19 protein-coding genes are annotated in these 19,486 nt (G+C 36.1%); 9 read left to right on the top strand and 10 right to left on the bottom strand.

Features of this window, described 5'->3' with window-relative positions:
- Window positions 1–61 precede the first annotated feature (61 nt).
- From GSB9_01270 to GSB9_01267, 4 genes are all read right to left on the bottom strand, one after another.
- On the bottom strand, window positions 62–1,891 hold the full coding sequence (locus GSB9_01270; protein UKM64713.1) for an ABC transporter ATP-binding protein/permease: 1,830 nt from the start codon (window positions 1,889–1,891) through the stop codon (window positions 62–64).
- Window positions 1,892–1,971: 80 nt separating this feature from the next.
- On the bottom strand, window positions 1,972–3,702 hold the full coding sequence (locus GSB9_01269; protein ID UKM64712.1) for a phospho-sugar mutase: 1,731 nt from the start codon (window positions 3,700–3,702) through the stop codon (window positions 1,972–1,974).
- Window positions 3,703–3,803: 101 nt separating this feature from the next.
- Window positions 3,804–4,748: a glycosyltransferase family 2 protein gene (locus tag GSB9_01268; protein UKM64711.1), complete on the bottom strand. Its 945-nt coding sequence runs from the start codon at window positions 4,746–4,748 to the stop codon at window positions 3,804–3,806.
- Window positions 4,749–4,788: 40 nt separating this feature from the next.
- Entirely contained in the window at window positions 4,789–5,319 is a 531-nt protein-coding gene (locus GSB9_01267) for a DUF4199 domain-containing protein (protein ID UKM64710.2), read from the bottom strand.
- A gap of 159 nt (window positions 5,320–5,478) precedes the next feature.
- Here GSB9_01267 and GSB9_01266 point away from each other — a divergent pair, with 159 nt between their 5' ends.
- From GSB9_01266 to GSB9_01264, 3 genes are all read left to right on the top strand, one after another.
- Window positions 5,479–5,730: a type B 50S ribosomal protein L31 gene (locus GSB9_01266; GenBank protein ID UKM64709.1), complete on the top strand. Its 252-nt coding sequence runs from the start codon at window positions 5,479–5,481 to the stop codon at window positions 5,728–5,730.
- A gap of 142 nt (window positions 5,731–5,872) precedes the next feature.
- Window positions 5,873–7,048, top strand: coding sequence for a GlmU family protein (locus GSB9_01265; GenBank protein ID UKM64708.1), 1,176 nt, complete (start codon window positions 5,873–5,875; stop codon window positions 7,046–7,048).
- A gap of 3 nt (window positions 7,049–7,051) precedes the next feature.
- Window positions 7,052–7,387 (top strand): hypothetical protein, encoded by a 336-nt coding sequence (locus tag GSB9_01264; protein ID UKM64707.1) that lies wholly within the window; start codon window positions 7,052–7,054, stop codon window positions 7,385–7,387.
- Between the two features lie 7 nt (window positions 7,388–7,394).
- On the opposite strand, the gene GSB9_01263 is transcribed toward GSB9_01264, so the two are convergent.
- Window positions 7,395–9,023 carry an ABC transporter substrate-binding protein gene (locus GSB9_01263; GenBank protein ID UKM64706.1) on the bottom strand — a complete coding sequence of 543 codons (1,629 nt, stop codon included), beginning with the start codon at window positions 9,021–9,023 and terminating at the stop codon, window positions 7,395–7,397.
- Window positions 9,024–9,112: 89 nt separating this feature from the next.
- Here GSB9_01263 and mtaB point away from each other — a divergent pair, with 89 nt between their 5' ends.
- The gene (mtaB, locus tag GSB9_01262) at window positions 9,113–10,444 is read left to right on the top strand and encodes a tRNA (N(6)-L-threonylcarbamoyladenosine(37)-C(2))-methylthiotransferase MtaB (protein UKM64705.1); all 1,332 of its coding nucleotides are present in this window, start codon (window positions 9,113–9,115) and stop codon (window positions 10,442–10,444) included.
- 92 nt (window positions 10,445–10,536) lie between these two features.
- On the opposite strand, the gene GSB9_01261 is transcribed toward mtaB, so the two are convergent.
- The gene (locus GSB9_01261) at window positions 10,537–10,833 is read right to left on the bottom strand and encodes an N-acetyltransferase (protein UKM64704.1); all 297 of its coding nucleotides are present in this window, start codon (window positions 10,831–10,833) and stop codon (window positions 10,537–10,539) included.
- A 114-nt stretch (window positions 10,834–10,947) separates the two neighbouring features.
- On the opposite strand from GSB9_01261, the gene GSB9_01260 reads away from it, so the two are divergent.
- From GSB9_01260 to cls, 3 genes are read left to right on the top strand one after another with little or no spacing between them, the layout of a single operon-like run.
- Window positions 10,948–11,613, top strand: coding sequence for an alpha/beta hydrolase (locus GSB9_01260; protein UKM64703.1), 666 nt, complete (start codon window positions 10,948–10,950; stop codon window positions 11,611–11,613).
- Window positions 11,614–11,650: 37 nt separating this feature from the next.
- The gene (locus tag GSB9_01259; GenBank protein UKM64702.1) at window positions 11,651–12,571 is read left to right on the top strand and encodes a lytic transglycosylase domain-containing protein; all 921 of its coding nucleotides are present in this window, start codon (window positions 11,651–11,653) and stop codon (window positions 12,569–12,571) included.
- Window positions 12,572–12,576: 5 nt separating this feature from the next.
- The gene (gene cls / locus GSB9_01258; protein ID UKM64701.1) at window positions 12,577–14,028 is read left to right on the top strand and encodes a cardiolipin synthase; all 1,452 of its coding nucleotides are present in this window, start codon (window positions 12,577–12,579) and stop codon (window positions 14,026–14,028) included.
- Window positions 14,029–14,114: 86 nt separating this feature from the next.
- Here cls and GSB9_01257 read toward each other — a convergent pair whose 3' ends face one another.
- Window positions 14,115–14,693, bottom strand: coding sequence for a DUF2892 domain-containing protein (locus GSB9_01257; GenBank protein UKM64700.1), 579 nt, complete (start codon window positions 14,691–14,693; stop codon window positions 14,115–14,117).
- A gap of 290 nt (window positions 14,694–14,983) precedes the next feature.
- On the opposite strand from GSB9_01257, the gene rpmH reads away from it, so the two are divergent.
- Together rpmH and carB are read left to right on the top strand one after the other, a co-directional pair.
- A complete protein-coding gene (rpmH, locus tag GSB9_01256) occupies window positions 14,984–15,145 on the top strand; it encodes a 50S ribosomal protein L34 (protein ID UKM64699.1) in 162 nt (53 codons plus the stop codon).
- Between the two features lie 114 nt (window positions 15,146–15,259).
- Complete coding sequence (gene carB, locus GSB9_01255) at window positions 15,260–18,112, top strand: carbamoyl-phosphate synthase large subunit (protein UKM64698.1); 2,853 nt, start codon at window positions 15,260–15,262, stop codon at window positions 18,110–18,112.
- A gap of 46 nt (window positions 18,113–18,158) precedes the next feature.
- Here carB and GSB9_01254 read toward each other — a convergent pair whose 3' ends face one another.
- The 3 genes from GSB9_01254 to GSB9_01252 are packed head-to-tail and all read right to left on the bottom strand — an operon-like array spanning window position 18,159 to window position 19,484.
- The gene (locus GSB9_01254) at window positions 18,159–18,680 is read right to left on the bottom strand and encodes a YceI family protein (protein ID UKM64697.1); all 522 of its coding nucleotides are present in this window, start codon (window positions 18,678–18,680) and stop codon (window positions 18,159–18,161) included.
- A 49-nt stretch (window positions 18,681–18,729) separates the two neighbouring features.
- Window positions 18,730–19,101, bottom strand: a complete 372-nt coding sequence (locus GSB9_01253) for a hypothetical protein (GenBank protein ID UKM64696.1) — start codon at window positions 19,099–19,101, stop codon at window positions 18,730–18,732.
- 20 nt (window positions 19,102–19,121) lie between these two features.
- A complete protein-coding gene (locus GSB9_01252) occupies window positions 19,122–19,484 on the bottom strand; it encodes a hypothetical protein (protein UKM64695.1) in 363 nt (120 codons plus the stop codon).
- Window positions 19,485–19,486: the final 2 nt, after the last annotated feature.

Here is a 19,486-nt window from a genome sequence, read left to right as displayed (position 1 = left end):
AGAACAAAAAAAAGGATAGAAGCCCCCAAATCTCTATCCTTTTTTTATGCCAAATCCAATTTTATTCAAAACTTTGCATTTCAACGAGTTTTTGGTAAACACCTTTTTTAGCAATGAGTTCGTTATGCTTTCCTTGTTCAACAATTTGTCCTTTGTTGAGAACAACAATCTCATCGGCATTTTGAATGGTAGATAATCTGTGGGCAATAACGATTGATGTCCTGTTTTTCATCATGTTTTCTAAGGCCACTTGTACCAAACGTTCACTTTCTGTATCTAGTGCCGAAGTCGCCTCGTCTAAAACCATAATAGGTGGACTTTTAAGAACGGCGCGGGCAATGCTCAATCGCTGTTTCTGTCCACCTGAAAGTTTATTTCCAGAATCGCCTATATTTGTTTCAATACCTTCGGGCAAATCTTTTACAAATTCCCAAGCGTTAGCAATTTTTAAGGCTTCAATAACTGCCTCATCAGTTGCATTGTCGTTGCCCAATTTCAGATTGTTTTTTATGGTGTCGTTAAACAATATGGCATCTTGGGTAACAATACCCAATTGTTTGCGTAACGAACTCGTAGTGATATCATTTATATTTATATCATCGATTAAAATCTCTCCTTTATTGACGTGATAAAAGCGCGTAATTAAATTGGCAATAGTAGATTTACCACTTCCTGATTGCCCTACCAAGGCCACGGTTTTTCCTTTGGGAATGGTTAAAGAAAAATTCTTTAATACGTAATCATCTTGATATTTAAACGAAATGTCTTTGAATTTAATTTCAGAATTGAAATCTGTTTTTTCAATGGCATTATTTTTATCTTTTAACGGGTTAGGTGTGTCGATGATTTCCTGAATACGTTCGGCGGCCGCATTGCCTTGTTTGATGTTGTAAAGTCCTCTGGAAATAGCTTTTGCCGGCACCATAATATTGTAGGCTAGCCCCATAAACGCAATAAACGAACTACCATCAAGTGAGCCATCAACCAATACCAATTGACCGCCATACCATAATAAAATAGAAATGACCAAAATACCCAAAAACTCACTTGTTGGTGAGGCCAAGTTTTGGCGGTTCAATAGTTTATTTGAAAAGTTATAAAACCGATTTGAGGATGCTCTAAACTTATCGTCGAATTTTTTTTCGGCGTTAAACCCTTTTATAATGCGTAATCCTGTTAGGGTTTCCTCCAAAGTGGAAAGTATAACGCCCTGTTCGTTTTGAACGCGATCAGATTTACGTTTTAAACTTTTTCCGATACGGGAAATGATTATACCCGAAATAGGAATAAATATAAATACGAAAATTGTGAGTTTTGCACTCAAGATAACCATGCCAATTAAGGTGAAAATTATCATAAGGGGTTCTCTGGCGATGAGTTCTAAAACAGGTAGCATGGAATATTGAAGTGTGGCTACATCGTTAGTTACACGTGCCATAATATCGCCCTTTTTTTGTTCTGAGAAATAGGAAAGGGGAAGCTCGACGGTTTTTGAATATACGGCATTCCGCAGGTCTCTTACCACACCATTTCTTAAAAAAACCATGAAATAATTGGCTAAATAACCGAAAATATTTTTTAGTAAAAATAAGGATATAATAAGTCCAACAACCAAAAGTAATGCTTTTTGCGGGTTGTTTTCTGCGTATTGGTTTACATGGTAAGCCAAAAAATCTTTATAGTAATCTTTTAGATGGGATATGCCCTCGTAAATCGGTTTTGTTATTTGTACGGTCTCGTCCTTTTTTTCAAATAGGATGTCTAACATTGGTATTAATGCAATGAACGACAATGTGCCAAACAGCGCATAAAAAATATTGGATACAATATGCCCGAAAGCATATTTTTTATAAGGTTTAGCGTATCTTAAGATGTTATAAAAATGATTCATTAAATCAGAATTGTCTATTTATAAAACATGCTTTTATGGAAACCATAAAAGCATGTAGTTTTGTGCAAAGATACGTGTTATTAAATTAATTTCATGTCTTTTAAAATCGCTTCGGCTTTAGCATCCAAATCGGCCTCAGTCTGATTAAAATTTGAAACGCTGTCTAATTTCGTATTAACACTAACGTAGAACTTTATTTTGGGTTCTGTACCACTAGGCCTTAACGCCACTTGGCTACCATCTTCAGTGTAATAAATCAGTACATTTGATTTTGGAATATCTATAGCACTTTCCTCACCTGTAACCATGTTTTTACGAATAGATAGATCGTAATCTTCAAATTTTACGACTTTTGAGCCATTTATAACTTTAAGTGTATTGTTGCGGGCATCGGTCATCATTTGTTTTATTTCTTCGGCGCCTTCAATGCCTTTTTTGGTTAGCGAAACAAGTTTTTCCTTGAAGCACCCGTGTTCAACATAGAGTTTTAAAAGTTCTTCATAGAACGAACTGCCGTTAGATTTTGTAATAGCAGCGATTTCGCAAGCCAAAAGTGTTGAGGTTACAGCATCTTTATCGCGAACAAAATCACCAACCAAATAGCCAAAACTTTCTTCACCACCGCCAATAAAACTTAAGTCGTCAAAATCATGAATGAGTTTGGCAATCCATTTAAAACCAGTCAGTACAATTTTATTATCCACACCATAGGCATCGGCAAGTTTGTTAAGCATAGGCGTAGACACAATGGTTGTAGCAATAAATTCCTTTCCTTTTATTTTTCCTTCCGCTTTCCATTGTTTTAGTAGGAAATCAGTCATCATAATCATAGTCTGATTTCCGTTCAATAATTGTAGTTTTTTTTCAGAATTACGAACAGCAACACCTAGTCTGTCGCAATCGGGGTCGGTACCTATAACGATATCGGCATTTACTTTTTCAGCGAGTTCCAAAGCCATTTTTAATGCGGCAGGTTCTTCAGGGTTTGGTGATTTTACTGTTGGGAAATCGCCATCGGGAGTTTCCTGTTCTTTTACAATATGGACGTTTTTGTAACCTGCTTGCTTTAAAGTTTCGGGAACGGCCGTAATCGATGTGCCGTGAAGCGAGGTAAATACAATAGTTAAATCGTCTTTAGCGGCTTGGGTTGCGCCAACACATCCGTTTTCAACCGAAGCATCAACAAAGTCGGCATCAACATCTTTGCCTATGTAATGTATTAAATCGTCATTGGCCTTAAATTTTATGTCGGCATAATCCAAATCGTTAATCATGTCGATAACGGCACTATCGTGCGGTGGCACTAATTGTCCGCCATCTTGCCAATACACTTTATAACCATTGTACTCTGGTGGGTTGTGCGAAGCGGTTAATACAATGCCGCAATGGCAATTTAAATGTCTAACGGCAAACGATAATTCTGGCGTTGGGCGTAAATCTTCAAACAGATACACTTCAATGCCATTTGCAGAAAACACATCGGCAACGACTTTAGCCAAGGTTTTACTGTTGTGGCGGCAATCGTAAGCAATAACTGTTTTTATTTTTTCACCAGAAAATTGTTTGTGAAGGTAATTGCTCAAACCTTGAGTGCTTTTTCCTAGTGTATATTTGTTAATTCTGTTGGTGCCAACACCCATGATACCTCGCATGCCTCCAGTGCCAAACTCCAAATCTTTGTAAAAACTTTCTTGAATGTCCTTTGGGTTGTTGGCAATGCTGTCTTTAATTGTTGCCTGTGTTTTTTTATCAAATGCAGGGGTAAGCCAAGCATTAATTCGCTCTAAAATTTTTGGTTCAATGTGTATCATAATAATCGTGAAAGTTTAGTTCAAAGTTAATTAATAGCTAAAAATCAACCTTAAGTTGGTTGATGTTTTAAAGTTAATAAATAGTTTGAAAAATTTTAGTTTTAATTTAATTTCTCTTTAATTAAGTAGCGTTTTTTGTCGGATTTGTTGCGAAGAACAATTTCACCTAAAAAACCAGCCACGAAAAATTGAGTTCCGATAACCATTGTGGAAAGGGCTATATAAAATTGTGGACGCTGCGTAATAAGTCTTCCAGATGGATTCAAAAACAACTTATCGATACCCAAATACATCGAAAAAGCAAAACCTATGGCAAACATTAGAAAGCCCAATGCGCCAAACAAATGCATGGGGCGTTTGCCAAAACGCGATAAAAACCAGATGGTAATTAAATCTAAAAAGCCGTGGATAAAGCGGTTCATGCCAAATTTGGTAACACCGTATTTACGGGCCTGGTGCTGTACTACTTTCTCGCCTATTTTAGTAAAACCAGCGTTTTTTGAAAGCACCGGAATGTAACGATGCATTTCACCATTAACATCAATATTTTTTACTACATCAATTTTATAGGCTTTCAGGCCACAGTTAAAATCGTTGAGTTTTACTCCAGATGTTTTTCTGGCGGCCCAATTGAACAGTTTTGAAGGCATATTTTTTGAAATCACCGAATCGTAGCGTTTCTTTTTCCAGCCCGAAACCAAGTCGAAACCTTCTTTTGTAATCATTTGGTACAGTTCGGGGATTTCGTCTGGACTGTCCTGTAAATCGGCATCCATGGTAATCACCACGTTGCCCACGGCTTTATCGAAGCCGGCATGCAGTGCTTGCGATTTTCCAAAGTTTTTTAAAAACCGAATCCCTTTTACGTTACTGTTTTCTTCCGAAAGGTTTACAATAGTAGGCCATGAACTGTCTGTACTACCATCATCAATAAAGATAATTTCGTACGAAAAGCCGTTGGACGTTATAACCCTTACAATCCAATCGTGCAATTCTTTTAAAGACTCCTGTTCGTTAAGTAGTGGTATAACTACAGATATGTTCATTTAGATGTTTTCAAAATTCAATAGGTCAAAAGTACTGAATTTATTCGGCCTCTGGATTACTTTTTTTCAGTGCAGCGGCAACAATTAAACCAATAATGCTAAAAAGCACCAAATAACCAGCTAAACCTTTAAGAATGTTTCCTATGGAATATTGGTTTTGTGATTCAATTTGTTCAATGGCTTGGTCTATGGTTTCAACCGGAGCATTAAAGCCTTCCATCATTTCAACGGTCTGTTCTAAAGTTTTTTGTTTTAAAGTTTCTGCTGCTTCGGTGTCAATGACATTGAACAACAAAAAAGAAACAAAAGTACTTATTAGCAAACCAATAAGAACAGTTATGAAAAATGAAGTAAACGCTTCTTTAAAACTGGCAAAACCGTTTTGCGCTTGTTTTGTTTTGGCAACCGATATTATGCCTATAACTATAATGGCTATTAAAATAAATATGCCTACCCACATATTGGTTAACAATTCTATGTTAATCGCATAAGATAATACAGTGATGAGCGAAAGTAAAATACCCAAGTAAAGCCCGTAATTTGTAGCAATTGATTTTAAAGATTTTTCCATGATATTTTGATTGTTATTTTTAGTTGGTTTGTTAGTAATCAAAGATACTAAAACGTTACATTTGTAGATAGAATAAAAAATATTAAAAAGTGTTGCGCATTTGTAAAAATTGCTTAAATTTGCACTTCCAAAATTGAAAAGAATAAAAAGCATTTAGCGATGAGAAAAGGTATACATCCAGAAAATTATAGAGTAGTGGCGTTTAAAGATATGTCTAACGACGATGTGTTTTTAACAAAATCTACCGCAGAAACTAATGAAACTATCGAGGTTGAAGGTGTTGAGTATCCATTAGTGAAAATGGAGATTTCTAGAACATCGCATCCTTACTACACTGGTAAATCTAAATTGGTGGATACTGCTGGTCGTATTGATAAATTCAAAAACAAATACGCTAAATTCAAAAAATAAATTTAGCTTAGAAATATTTTAAAGCCTTTCAGCAATGAAAGGCTTTTTTGTTTTGTACAATTAAGTTACATTTGAGTAAGCAAAACATTTTTGGATAAAAGAACGTAAAATTTCTGCCTTCCTTTTTATACCAGCTGCAATTATGAACTATATTCTTTTTGATGGTCCGTCGCGCAACAGCTTGTTGCCATTTACATTCACTAGACCGGTAGCCGACATCCGTGTTGGTATTTTAACCATTAGGGAAAAATGGGAATCGTTTTTAGATACAACAACCACAACAATTACCGAAGATTATCTATCTGATAAATTTCCTATGGTAGAAATGGAAGAAAACGTGATGATAAACGCATCGTACCTTCCCAATTTGGAACTGGTTGAAATGATAAAAGACCTAAAGGAAAACCAAGCCATTTTTAAGGGTGAAGATGTTATAGCGTTTTTTACGAAGGAGGCGCAAGAGGATATTGATTTTGATGCCTTTGAAGCTATCGAATTCAGCCAGGAGATTATAAAAATAGAACATACTTGGAATATTTTCTCTAAAAACGGCGAGGCCATTCAGGAAGATTTTGCACTGATTACAAAAAACCGAAAATCGCAACCCATTCCGTCTAGTAATAATGTTATTGCGCCCGAAAATATATTTATCGAAAAAGGGGCAAAACTAGAGTTTGCAACCTTAAATGCCAGCAAGGGGCCCATATATATTGGTAGAAAGGCCGAAATTATGGAAGGTGCTATTGTTAGGGGGCCATTTGCTTTATGTAGCGGCGCAACCATAAAAATGGGTGCTAAAATTTATGGACCAACTACAATTGGGCCAAGTTGCAAAGCGGGAGGCGAAATTAATAACGCTGTAATGTTTGCGAATTCCAATAAAGGCCATGACGGATATTTGGGGAATTCGGTTTTGGGTGAGTGGTGTAATTTGGGTGCAGATACTAATAACTCCAACCTTAAAAACAATTATGCCGAGGTGCGCCTTTGGGACTATCAATCGGAACGTTTTGCCAAAACGGGATTGCAATTTTGTGGCCTCATGATGGGCGACCATAGTAAATGTGGTATTAACACGATGTTTAATACGGGTACTGTTGTTGGGGTAAGTGCCAATATTTTTGGTAGTGGATTTCCTAGAAATTTTGTGCCGAGTTTTAGCTGGGGCGGTAATAGCGGATTTACAACCTACCTGACAAAAAAATCATTTGAAGTGGCCCAAGTAGTGATGTCCAGAAGAAATGTTGAATTTTCGGAACAAGACAAGGCTATTTTAGAGCATGTTTTTGAGCAAACCAAAAAATATAGACGGGGATAAATTATGCTTGGAATTTTACTTATTTACTTCATAGGAAAACGATTTTATGATTTAGCCGAGGAATACGATCAAAGTAAGTGGTTGTTTGCTATTTTGAGCATTATTATTTATTATGCATCAGGTATTTTGGTGCTTGCGATTATAGCTGTTTTAGATATGGCCGTGTTCGGTTGGGGGTTTAATTGGGAATCAAATTTTGGTATCAGTCTGTTAGCGCTTCCTATAGGATTGTTAACGCTTTGGGGCTTTTATACCTTGCTTGAGAACCGATGGAAAAAATCGGTTGTTGTGGTAAAAGATGAAATAAATGACATTGGAAAACCAGCAGAAGGCGAGTAGCCTATGTTTAGTTGGTTTTCGTTTTTTTAACCCGTCTTAAATCCAACAAATTAATAGGGTTTATGCCCAAGTCTTTCACATTCTTTTGAGTAAATCGTACCACTTCATCATAATACAAAGGCACCATTAATGCTTTATCCATAGCTAAGGAGTCCATTTTAGTGTAAAGTAATTTTCGTTGTTCAATATCGGTAACGGTAAACGCTTTGTTGTACAAGCTGTCGAATTCTGTATTTTTGTAATGAAAATAGTTAGAGCCACCAGGGGCAAAATTTTTACTGTAAAATATAGATAGGTAGTTTTCTGCATCTAAATAGTCGGCTATCCAAGAGCTTCTAAACATATCAACTTTTCCGTTAGAGCGGCCAGCACGCAAAGTAGCCTCTGGCATAACGTCTACGTTAATGGTTAGTCCAGACTTTTCCAGTTCCCGCTGGATAAACTCACAAAAACTTAAATAATTGCTAGTCGTAACCAACGTTATTTCTGGATTTGCAATGCCGCTTTCAGCCTTAAATTTTTCTATCAGTTGTTTTGCTTTTTTGGGTTGGTAGGTAAAACCAATGTTTTTGTTGTGCCCAGGCAGACCAATAGGGATAAAACCGCCATCGGCCGGGTTACCTATACCATTTCGCAAGTAAATCATCATTTTTTTTCGGTCGAAACCATAATTTATGGCTTTCCTAATCAATTCCGATTGTATTTCAGGTGTTTCAGAATCTAGATAAAAACCTAAATATTCGGTATTTAGATATGGGCCGCGAATCATGTTAACCGTTTTTTTGTACCGTTTTCTTAGTTTGCCGTCTGCGGTTAATAATTCATCTTTATATGAAGCATCCATACTGTTTAAAAAATCGAGGTTGCCCTGAATAAACTGTAAAAACTCACTTTGTTTATCAGGTAAAAAGGTAAGTGCCACCGCTTCCAAATAAGGAAGTTGCTTGCCGTTTTGGTCGTATTCAAAATAATTTTTGTTTTTTCTGAAAACCAGTTTGATGTTTTCTTCCCAGCGCTTAAACTTAAATGGGCCAGTACCTATGGGGTGTGCCCTAAATTCAGAGCCGTAATGTTCAACAATTTCCTTGGGTACTACCGAACAGTATTTCATGGTCAGCAAACCAATAAAAGCGGGAAAAGGCTGTTTTAGTTGGATTTTAAAAACAGTATCGCTTACCGCTTTAAAATCGTCCACCTTGTTTAAAACCCAGCTGCCGGGTGCCGCAATTTTAGGGTCTCGTAAACGGTTTAGGCTATAGGTGAAGTCTGAAGCTGTAACGGTTCTCGTGGAGTCTTTTCCAAATAATTCATGCTTGTGAAAATACACATCGTCCCTTAACTGAAAAGTGTATGTTAGTCCGTCTTCAGAAACCATCCAACTTTTAGCAATACTAGGCAGGATGTTGAGTTCGTCATCCAATTGAACAAGTCCGTTGTAAAGTTGGTTGCATACCGAATTATCTTGCAAAGTACGCGAAAAAGCGGGGTCGAGTGTATTGATGTTAGCGTATTCGTTGTATCGAAAAACCAAATGGTCTTTATTGGAATTGGTGTCGCTTCCGCAGGAAGAAATCAAAAATAAAGTACAACTAATTGATAAATAGAATATTATTCGGCCTAAAACAGGTTTTATCATGTGATTTATTAGTTGTAAATTTGCAATCTTTTAGATGTAAAGATATATTTTATAAAAACCCGAAACAAGTTAAGGGCATAAAAGGTTATATGAATAAAAAAGTCGCATTTTATACACTGGGTTGTAAGCTTAATTTTTCGGAAACATCCACCATAGCCAGAAGTTTTAACGACGAAGGTTTTGATCGGGTTGATTTTTCTGAAAATGCTGATATTTACGTTATTAACACCTGCTCGGTAACCGAAAATGCCGACAAACGTTTTAAGACTATTGTAAAGCAGGCGCAAAAAGCAAATCCGGAAGCTTTTGTAGCGGCTGTGGGGTGTTATGCCCAGTTAAAACCACAAGAACTTGCCGATGTTGATGGTGTAGATTTGGTTTTGGGGGCTACCGAAAAGTTTAAGATTACCGATTATTTAAACGACCTGACCAAAAACGATTTTGGCGAGGTGCATTCGTGTGAAATCGAAGAGGCCGATTTTTATGTGGGCAGTTATTCCATTGGAGATAGAACCCGGGCGTTTTTAAAGGTTCAGGATGGGTGCGATTATAAGTGTACTTATTGTACCATACCGTTGGCTCGAGGCATATCTCGAAGCGATACCATGGAAAATGTACTCAAAAATGCCAAGGAAATCTCAGAGCAAAATATCAAGGAAATTGTGCTTACGGGTGTTAATATTGGTGATTACGGAAAAGGTGAATTTGGAAATAAAAAGCACGAACACACCTTTTTGGATTTGGTAACCGAGTTGGATAAGGTAAACGGAATTGAACGTTTGCGCATTTCTTCAATTGAGCCCAATCTGTTAAAAAACGACACGATAGATTTGGTGTCGAAATCCAGAGCTTTTGTGCCGCATTTTCATGTGCCATTGCAATCTGGGAGTAACATCATCTTAAAAAAAATGAAGCGTCGCTATATGCGCGAACTGTATGTTGATCGTGTAGCAAAAATTAAGGAAGTAATGCCACATGCCTGTATTGGCGTTGATGTTATTGTAGGTTTTCCGGGTGAAACCGATGAACACTTTTTAGAAACTTACAATTTTTTAAACGAATTGGATATTTCGTATTTGCACGTTTTTACCTATTCTGAGCGCGATAACACCGAAGCCACAGAAATGGATGGTGTGGTGCCAAAAAATGTAAGAAATAAGCGCAGTAAAATGTTACGCGGTCTGTCAGTTAAAAAACGTCGTGCTTTTTACGAAAGCCAATTAGGAACTACACGAACGGTTTTATTTGAGGGTGAGAATAAAGAAGGGTATATTCATGGTTTTACTGAAAATTATGTTAAAGTAAAAGTGCCTTGGAACCCAGAATTGGTAAATACATTACAAGAGGTTGAATTAACCGAAATTGATACCGATGGTTTGGTGCGTTTTCAGTTTGTGCACCAAGCGGTTTCATCTTCATGAAAGTAATGAAGTTGTATTGAACAATAAAAAAGTCTGGAGTTACATGTAATTCCAGACTTTTTTCAATCTTTTAAAGGAGTTGTGTTAGTCATTTAGATTCTAACTCCAACAGGAAGCATTCTTTTGTATTTTCTATTGCCTCTTACAAATTTTGCAATTTCTGGGCTGGTAGGAACAATGCTTAAATTGCGCTCTGCAATGTGTTCAAAAACAAGTGCTAAAAAGTCTTTTTTGAAATTCTCGTTTTTAATGTCTTCTGGGATTACTAGCTTGGTTAAAAAGATTTTTCGTTCTTGCAGTGAGTATTCAATTTTTGCTAAATGACCATCAATTTTAATTTCAAATTGACGCAAAAACTCATTGTCAATTAATTCTGCAGCTTCAACCATGGTAAAATGTTTTAATTTAAAAGGAGTGTAAAATAGTGAGTACTATTTGTATAACTTTGTGCAAAAGTACGTAAAAAAAAGCAAAAAATAAAGGAGTTTTAAGGTTAATGTCCTATGCATCAAGAGTTAATACATGTTTATTTTATGCCTGGAATGGCAGCGAGCCCAAAAATTTTCGAATATATAAAATTACCCGAGTATCAATTTAAAATTCATCTTTTAGAATGGCTTTTACCCTATGAAAATGAGTCGATTAGTGACTATGCCTTGCGTTTGAGTAAAAAAATAAAGCATCGCAACGTGGTTATGGTTGGGGTGTCTTTTGGTGGCGTATTGGTTCAAGAAATGGATAAGTATATCCATGCGCAAAAGCTCATTATTATTTCTAGTGTAAAAAGTGTTGACGAGCTTCCCGCAAGAATGCTTTTGGCAAAAGCTACTGGGGCGTATAAAATTGTGCCCACACAATTGGCCAGTAAAATAGACGTTCTGGAAAAGTATCCGTTTGGTAAAACTATAGAAAAGCGGATAAAACTTTATAAAAAATACCTTTCGGTTAATGACGACCAATACCTAAGTTGGGCCATTAAAAATATGGTTTGCTGGAACCAAAAGGAATACCGCAAAGATTTGGTCCATATTCATGGGGATAACGATTCGGTGTTCCCTATTAAAAATATAAAAAAGTGCATAGCTATAAAGGGTGGAACGCACATTATGATTATCAATAAGTATAAGTGGTTTAATGAAAATTTGCCTAGAATAATTTTAGATAACTAGTTTTATTTTGTTTAATTTTATAGAAAACTTTTTAAAAATGAAGATTGTACAGAAAGCACTAGCGCTGGTGGGATTATTAAGTTTATGCGTATTCTTTATTAATGCCCTCCAAGACGCACCAACAGATGAAAACTTTGAAACAAAACTTATAAACGATTATAATGTTTATGCACTTCAAGTTCCTCGAGATTTAAATTTCGCGGGAGAACCCGTTCCTATTGAAAACCCTGACATTTTAGAGCGTATAGATAGAGAATTGTTGGTAAACACCTATTGGCAGTCTAACGGGTTGCTTATGTTTAAACGCGCAAAAAAATACTTTCCAGTAATTGAGCCCATATTAGCAAAGCATGGTATTCCAGATGATTTTAAATATTTGGCCGTTATAGAAAGTGGATTAACCAATGCAGTTTCGCCCGCAGGTGCACGAGGTGTTTGGCAAATTATGCCTGCTACCGGTCGAGAAAATGGCTTGGAGGTTAATGATAATGTAGATGAACGTTACCATTTGGAAAAAGCGACCGAAGTCGCTTGTAAGTACCTTTTAGATGCTAAAGAGAACTTAGGCTCATGGACCTTAGCTGCAGCTGCGTATAATGCTGGAAATGCTGGTATTTCAAGACGTTTAGAGGAACAAAATGTTTCTGATTATTACGATTTATTGCTTGGCGAAGAAACTGGGCGCTATGTGTTTAGAATTGTGGCTTTTAAGGAAATTTTGTCCAATCCATCAAAGTATGGCTTTAACTTTAGAGAAAAGGATCTTTATAATCAAGTGCCCACATATCAGGTGGAAGTTGATACGGCAGTTACCGATTTCACAAAATTTGCTGAACAGTTTGGCATTAACTATAAATTATTGAAAATACACAACCCTTGGTTACGCGAACCGCATTTAAACAACAGGTCCCGTAAACAGTATTTTATCGATATTCCAGAAAAAGGATATTATAATTAATATTTGTGATAGATTTTATTAAAGACCATTTCTGGACTATTTTAATAGTCCTAAACTACATTATAGCCATATCTGCGGTTATAACCATTGTGCTTAAAAACATTAACCCAACCAAAACATTGTCTTATATCATTGTTTTGGTTTTTTTTCCTTTTTTGGGGGTGCTTGTTTATTATTTGTTCGGACAAGAATATCGAAAGAATAAAATTTTCAATAGAAAAGAGGTTCTTAATCAATCCATTATTAAATCAATAAACGACGAACTTGAATTAAATCAGGAAGAAATTCAAGAGGTTGATAAATCACTTGAAGGTAAAGTTAAGCTCGTTAAGCTTTTATACAGCAATAAAATATCGCCTTTAACACTATGTAACAAAGTAGATGTCTTGATTAATGGCGATGATAAATTTAAGTGTCTTATAAAAGATTTAAATGCGGCCAAACATCACATTCATTTAGAATATTACGCGATACATGAAGGTGAAATTTGGGATAAAATTTTGAGAATACTATGCGAAAAAGCTAATGATGGTGTTGAAGTGAGGCTTAGTTATGACGATGTTGGCAGTAAATTATCATCAAAAACAAAAAAGAAATTTAGTGAATTTGGTATTGAACATTACCCGTTTATGCCTGTAGTTTTTTCTAGGTTTACAGGTAAGATGAATTATCGAAACCACCGAAAAATTGCTGTTATCGATGGAGAAATTGCTTATGTAGGGGGAATTAATATTGCAGACGATTATGTTAACGAATACAATGAGACTTTTTGGCGCGACACACACACGCGTATTGTTGGCGAATCGGTAAAATCGTTGCAAATCAATTTCTTTACAACATGGCATTTTGTCTCAGGTGAAAAACTAAATATTGACCATTCTTATTTTCCCGAAGTTGATTGTAAAGATAATGTGGCAGTACAAATAGCGGCCAGTGGCCCAGATACCGATTGGGCTTATATTATGGAAGCTATATTTACGGCCATCACTACAGCCGAAGATTATGTTTATATCACAACACCTTATTTTGTGCCTAACGACCAAATGATTATGGCTTTTCAGGTAGCTGCAAAAAGTGGTGTGGATATTAAGTTAATTATTCCTAAAAAATCAGATTCTTGGGTGGTTAAGCATGCCACCAATTCGTATTTACAACATTTACTGGAAGCCGGTATAGAAGTATACCGCTATACAAAAGGCTTTGTACACGCCAAAACCATGGTTGTTGACGATATTTTTTCAACAATAGGTACTTCAAATATGGATTACCGGAGTTTTAATATTAACTTCGAGGTTAATTCATTTATTTATGACGAAGGAAAAGCCAAAATTTTAAAGCAACAGTTTATTGAAGATTTAAAAGTATGTGAACTCATTGAGCCTAAAAGCTGGCAAAACCGTCCAAAAATCCAAAAATTAAAAGAATCATATTGTAGGTTGTGGGCTCCGTTAATTTAAATGCTTTGTCAAGCTGAATTCATTTCAGCATCTTAATTTTGTACAAACCCTTTATAACAAGTTTAAGTTGACAAATTGTGTAGTTTTTATCTGCTTCTTCTTTTTTGAGACCTTAAAGAACCTCCGGTGCCATAATGCTGGTTAGGTCCCGTGGCTTGCTTCATATTCTGCTTCATCATTTTTATTTGATCAGTAAGCATGCCCTGTTTGTCCAGTTTGGTGGCTTCGTTAAGCAGTTTTTGTGCTTCTTGTTTTCTACGCTTAGAAAATGCAATGCCTGCAAGGTTCAATTTAGCCATAGCTAAATCGTGATTCATTGATAATCCTAAAGAAATTGCCTTTTTAAAGTATTTTTCGGCCTCGTTCATATTAGATTGCGATACCATAATACCGTGCAGGTAGTTGTAATACCCTTGCTGTTTTTTTACTAAGGCCGATTCAGGGTTTTTAATTTTGTCCAACCATTTCTTTGCGCCATCAAAATCTTGCTTTCGCAATCTAAAAAACGCCAAAAGAATAAGCTCATTCTTAAAATACAGAAATATAAATATTAACGATAACAGGATAAGCATAATGCCATTGCCCACGTAGCCTTCTGTAAAAAGGTAAACAGCATAGGCTATCAGCCCAACAGCAATAACGAGTTTTATATTTTTATTGAACATAATTTTTATCAATTTTTTGGTTCGGTTTCCTAAAAAAAAACTTTAATATGCGGTTTAAGACTGCAAAGAAACTAAATTTTTATGAAAAAAAGGGTGTTGTCTGGCCGTAAAAAAATGTCTAATCTCACTTAAATACTGGTGTGAGAGTCGATGAGGTGTTTAATAAAACAATTTCAATAATATTTTTAAAAAAGGTTTGCAAAGTTGTAAAGGCTTCGTATATTTGCCCTCGGTTTTTAAGAGAGCCTAAAGAGTAAAAAATACTATTCAGATTTTAAAGATACAAGATAATGAGTAAAAGAACATTTCAGCCTTCTAAAAGAAAAAGAAGAAACAAGCACGGCTTTAGAGAAAGAATGGCTTCTGCCAATGGTAGAAAAGTATTAGCACGTAGAAGAGCTAAAGGAAGAAAAAGATTATCTGTGTCATCTGAAGTTAGACATAAGAAATAATGATTAACAATTGTTCATAATTAAAAAGGTGTTACTTAAGTGTAACGCCTTTTTTTATATCTACTTATCTTTATTTTTGCAACGAATTAAAATACAACATATAACCAGAAGAAAATGCCGAAAAATTCAAAACTAAAATCTATTTTAATTATTGGTTCAGGGCCTATAGTAATCGGGCAAGCCTGTGAGTTTGATTATTCAGGGTCTCAAGCTTTGAGGTCGTTAAGAGAAGACGGAATAGAAACGATTTTGATAAATTCTAATCCAGCAACGATTATGACCGACCCTTCTATGGCCGATCATGTGTACTTGTTGCCCTTGACAACAAAATCGCTAATTAAAATTTTAAAAGAACACCCTCAAATTGATGCTGTTTTACCAACCATGGGCGGGCAAACAGCCTTAAACTTGGCTATTGAAGCTGACGAAAAAGGTATTTGGGAAGATTTTGGTGTTGAACTTATAGGTGTTGATATTGATGCCATTAACATTACCGAAGACCGAGAGCAGTTTAGAAATTTAATGGAAAAAATTGGCGTGCCTATGGCGCCACAGGCAACGGCTACGTCTTTCTTAAAGGGAAAAGAAATAGCACAAGAGTTCGGGTTTCCGTTATGTATCCGTTCGTCGTTTACCTTAGGAGGAGCAGGAGCGGCCATTGTTTATGAGGAAAAGGACTTCGATAAATTATTGCGCCATGGTTTGGAAATTTCGCCCATCCATGAGGTGATGATAGATAAAGCCTTATTGGGTTGGAAAGAATATGAGTTGGAGCTTTTAAGAGATGCCAACGACAATGTGGTTATTATCTGTTCAATCGAAAATATGGACCCCATGGGAATCCATACTGGAGATTCGATTACCGTTGCGCCTGCCATGACCTTAAGCGACAGAACGTACCAACGTATGCGTGATATGGCTATACACATGATGCGTAGCATTGGTGATTTTGCTGGTGGGTGTAACGTTCAGTTTGCGGTATCTCCAGATGAAAATGAAGACATCATTGCCATTGAAATTAACCCACGTGTATCGCGTTCTTCAGCATTGGCGAGTAAAGCAACGGGATATCCTATTGCAAAAATAGCGGCCAAGTTAGCATTAGGTTATCATTTGGATGAATTGAATAACCAAATTACAAAATCGACTTCGGCGTTATTTGAGCCTACTTTAGATTATGTTATTGTAAAAATACCACGTTGGAACTTCGATAAGTTTGAAGGCTCTGATCGTACTTTAGGCCTACAAATGAAAGCTGTAGGCGAGGTAATGGGTATTGGGCGCTCGTTCCAAGAAGCCTTGCACAAAGCTACGCAGTCGCTTGAAATTAAACGTAACGGTTTAGGTGCAGACGGAAAGGAAAATACCAATTACGACCAAATTATTGAAAAACTAACTTATGCATCTTGGGATCGTGTGTTCATTATCTACGATGCCATAAAGATGGGTATTCCGTTGAGTAGAATTCACGAAATCACTAAGATAGACATGTGGTTCTTAAAACAGTATGAAGAGCTGTATTTCCTTGAAAAAGAAATATCTACCTTCAATATCGATACTATTGAAAAAGAACTATTATTGGAAGCCAAACAAAAAGGGTATGGTGATAGACAAATTGCCCACATGCTGAGATGTTTGGAAAGCCAAGTGTACAATAAAAGAGAAGAACTAGGAATTAACCGAGTTTATAAGTTGGTTGATACTTGTGCTGCCGAGTTTGAAGCAAAAACACCATATTATTACTCTACGTTTGAAAGCGATATGGAAACTGCCGACGGTAACCGATTTGCCCATAATGAAAGTGTAGTAACCGATAAGAAGAAAATCATCGTATTAGGTTCTGGCCCTAATCGAATTGGTCAGGGTATCGAGTTCGATTATTGTTGTGTGCACGGTGTTTTGGCTGCGGCCGAATGTGGTTACGAAACCATTATGATAAACTGTAACCCAGAAACGGTGTCAACCGATTTTGATACAGCTGATAAGCTTTATTTTGAACCGGTTTTTTGGGAACATATCTATGATATCATAAAACATGAAAAACCAGAAGGTGTTATTGTGCAGTTAGGTGGACAAACAGCACTTAAACTAGCCGAAAAATTAGATAGATACGGTATAAAAATTATAGGAACAAGTTTCGAGTCGTTAGACTTAGCTGAAGATAGAGGAAGCTTCTCTACCTTGTTAAAGGAAAACAACATTCCTTATCCAAAATTCGATACCGCTGAAACTGCCGATGAAGCCTTAGCAGTTGCTGAAGAATTAGATTTCCCTATTCTTGTTAGACCATCTTATGTGTTGGGCGGACAAGGCATGAAAATTGTAATTAACAAGCAAGAGCTAGAAAAACATGTGGTTAGTCTATTGCACAGTATCCCTAATAATAAATTACTGTTAGATCACTATTTGGAAGGAGCCATTGAAGCCGAAGCCGATGCAATTTGCGACGGAGAAGATGTTTACATCATTGGTATTATGGAGCATATTGAGCCTTGTGGTGTCCACTCGGGCGATAGTAACTCTACTTTGCCTCCGTTCAATTTAGGGGAGTTTGTGATGCAACAAATAAAAGACCATACTAAAAAGATTGCCTTGGCTCTTAATACGGTTGGTTTGATTAATATTCAGTTTGCAGTAAAAGACGATGTGGTTTACATTATCGAGGCCAACCCAAGAGCGTCTAGAACTGTGCCATTTATAGCGAAAGCATACGGAGAGCCATATGTAAACTACGCAACTAAACTAATGTTAGGAGAGAAAAAAGTAAAAGACTTTACGTTCAATCCACAATTGGAAGGCTACGCTATTAAGCAGCCAGTGTTCTCTTTTAATAAATTTCCAAATGTTGATAAAACACTAGGACCAGAAATGAAAAGTACTGGAGAAAGCATCTTATTTATAGATAGCTTAAAAGATGATGAATTTTACGAATTGTACTCTAGACGAAAAATGTACTTGAGCAAGTAATAAAACACATCATATAAAAAAAAGCCGCTTTTTAAAGCGGCTTTTTTTATTTTGACTCGAGGTCAAAAACAAAGGATACATTAACACTTTCAGAAACTTTGTTTTGTACTATTTTTGGTATTTTTATGTCAAAATCAGAAACGTTTACGTTAAAATGACCTGATATTTCAATGCGCTCTCCTTTTTTTTCATAAGAAATTGGAATGCTATTGATGTATTTAGATTTACCATGGAAAGTTAACTCTCCTTCTATTTCGGATTTACCGTTTTTGTGAATTATTTTTCCTTTAAAAGTGGCTTTCGGATAGGTGTCTGATTCTGCATAGTTTTCATTAAAATGCTCTTCCATTAAGGCATTTTTAAAACGAAAACCTTTAACCAAAACCAAAGCTGCAAACTCATTGTTTTCTAAGTTGGTAATGGCGGTAACTGAATTGTTAGTTGCTTTTACTTCTTCAAATGAAGGTACTGAAGCTTCAAAGCCAACAGTACCTGTTTTTGTTAAATATTTTTCTTGGGCAAAGACATTTAAGCTAATAAAAGCGATGCAATAGAGTAGGTATTTCATTGTAATGTTTTTATTTGTATTAATTCAAAAATATTGCCAATATCAAATTTTAGTTTTCTAATAAGCCATCATCTTTCCATTGCTGAATGAGGTTTTTTTCAGTTGTAGATAATGAACCGTTAACAGGCATTTTACCTGCTCCTGTTCTATTAATTCGATCTAAAATACCATCTATATAACTAGAAACCTGCGAGTAGGTAGTTAATGACATTGGAGCATTATTAGTTAGAGTAGTACCATGGCATGATATACAATTATTAGAAATAATACTTTTAATATCGGCCTCATAAGTAACTTTTTCTGAGGGTGTTGGATCTGGGTCTGGGTCTGGTTGAGAGGTCATATCATCCTCACTGCTACTAGAACAGTTAAACGCAAAAAGCGTTAATGCTAATCCGTAAATTAAATATTTAAAATTCATAATAAAAGAGTTTAAGTTTATTAGTTTTCTAACAATCCATCAGATTCCCATTTTTCAATGAGATCGATAAGGTTCTGTGGTAATTTCGGACCTCCTAGGGGCATAAGTGCTCCAGAAGCTGTTCCATTTATTTTACCTATTAAATTATTGTTCTGTACTGCAGATTTTACGTTGGCATATGTAACCAAGGGAACATTGGCCGCACTTATAGGAGGATTGCTATGGCAACTGATACAATTGTCGTCTATTATAGATTTCACATCATCCTCATAAGTTACGATGCTCGGTAAAGGTTTAGAATCCACTAAATCGTCTTCACTATCATTAGCACAGTTCAACAAACAGAGTGCAGAAAAAGTTATTGTTATAAAAAAGTGTTTCATAG

The organism is Flavobacteriaceae bacterium GSB9, from assembly GCA_022749295.1.
In the GTDB taxonomy this organism is placed as follows: Bacteria; Bacteroidota; Bacteroidia; order Flavobacteriales; family Flavobacteriaceae; genus Flavisericum.
This window is presented reverse-complemented; position numbering and strand designations above follow the sequence as displayed.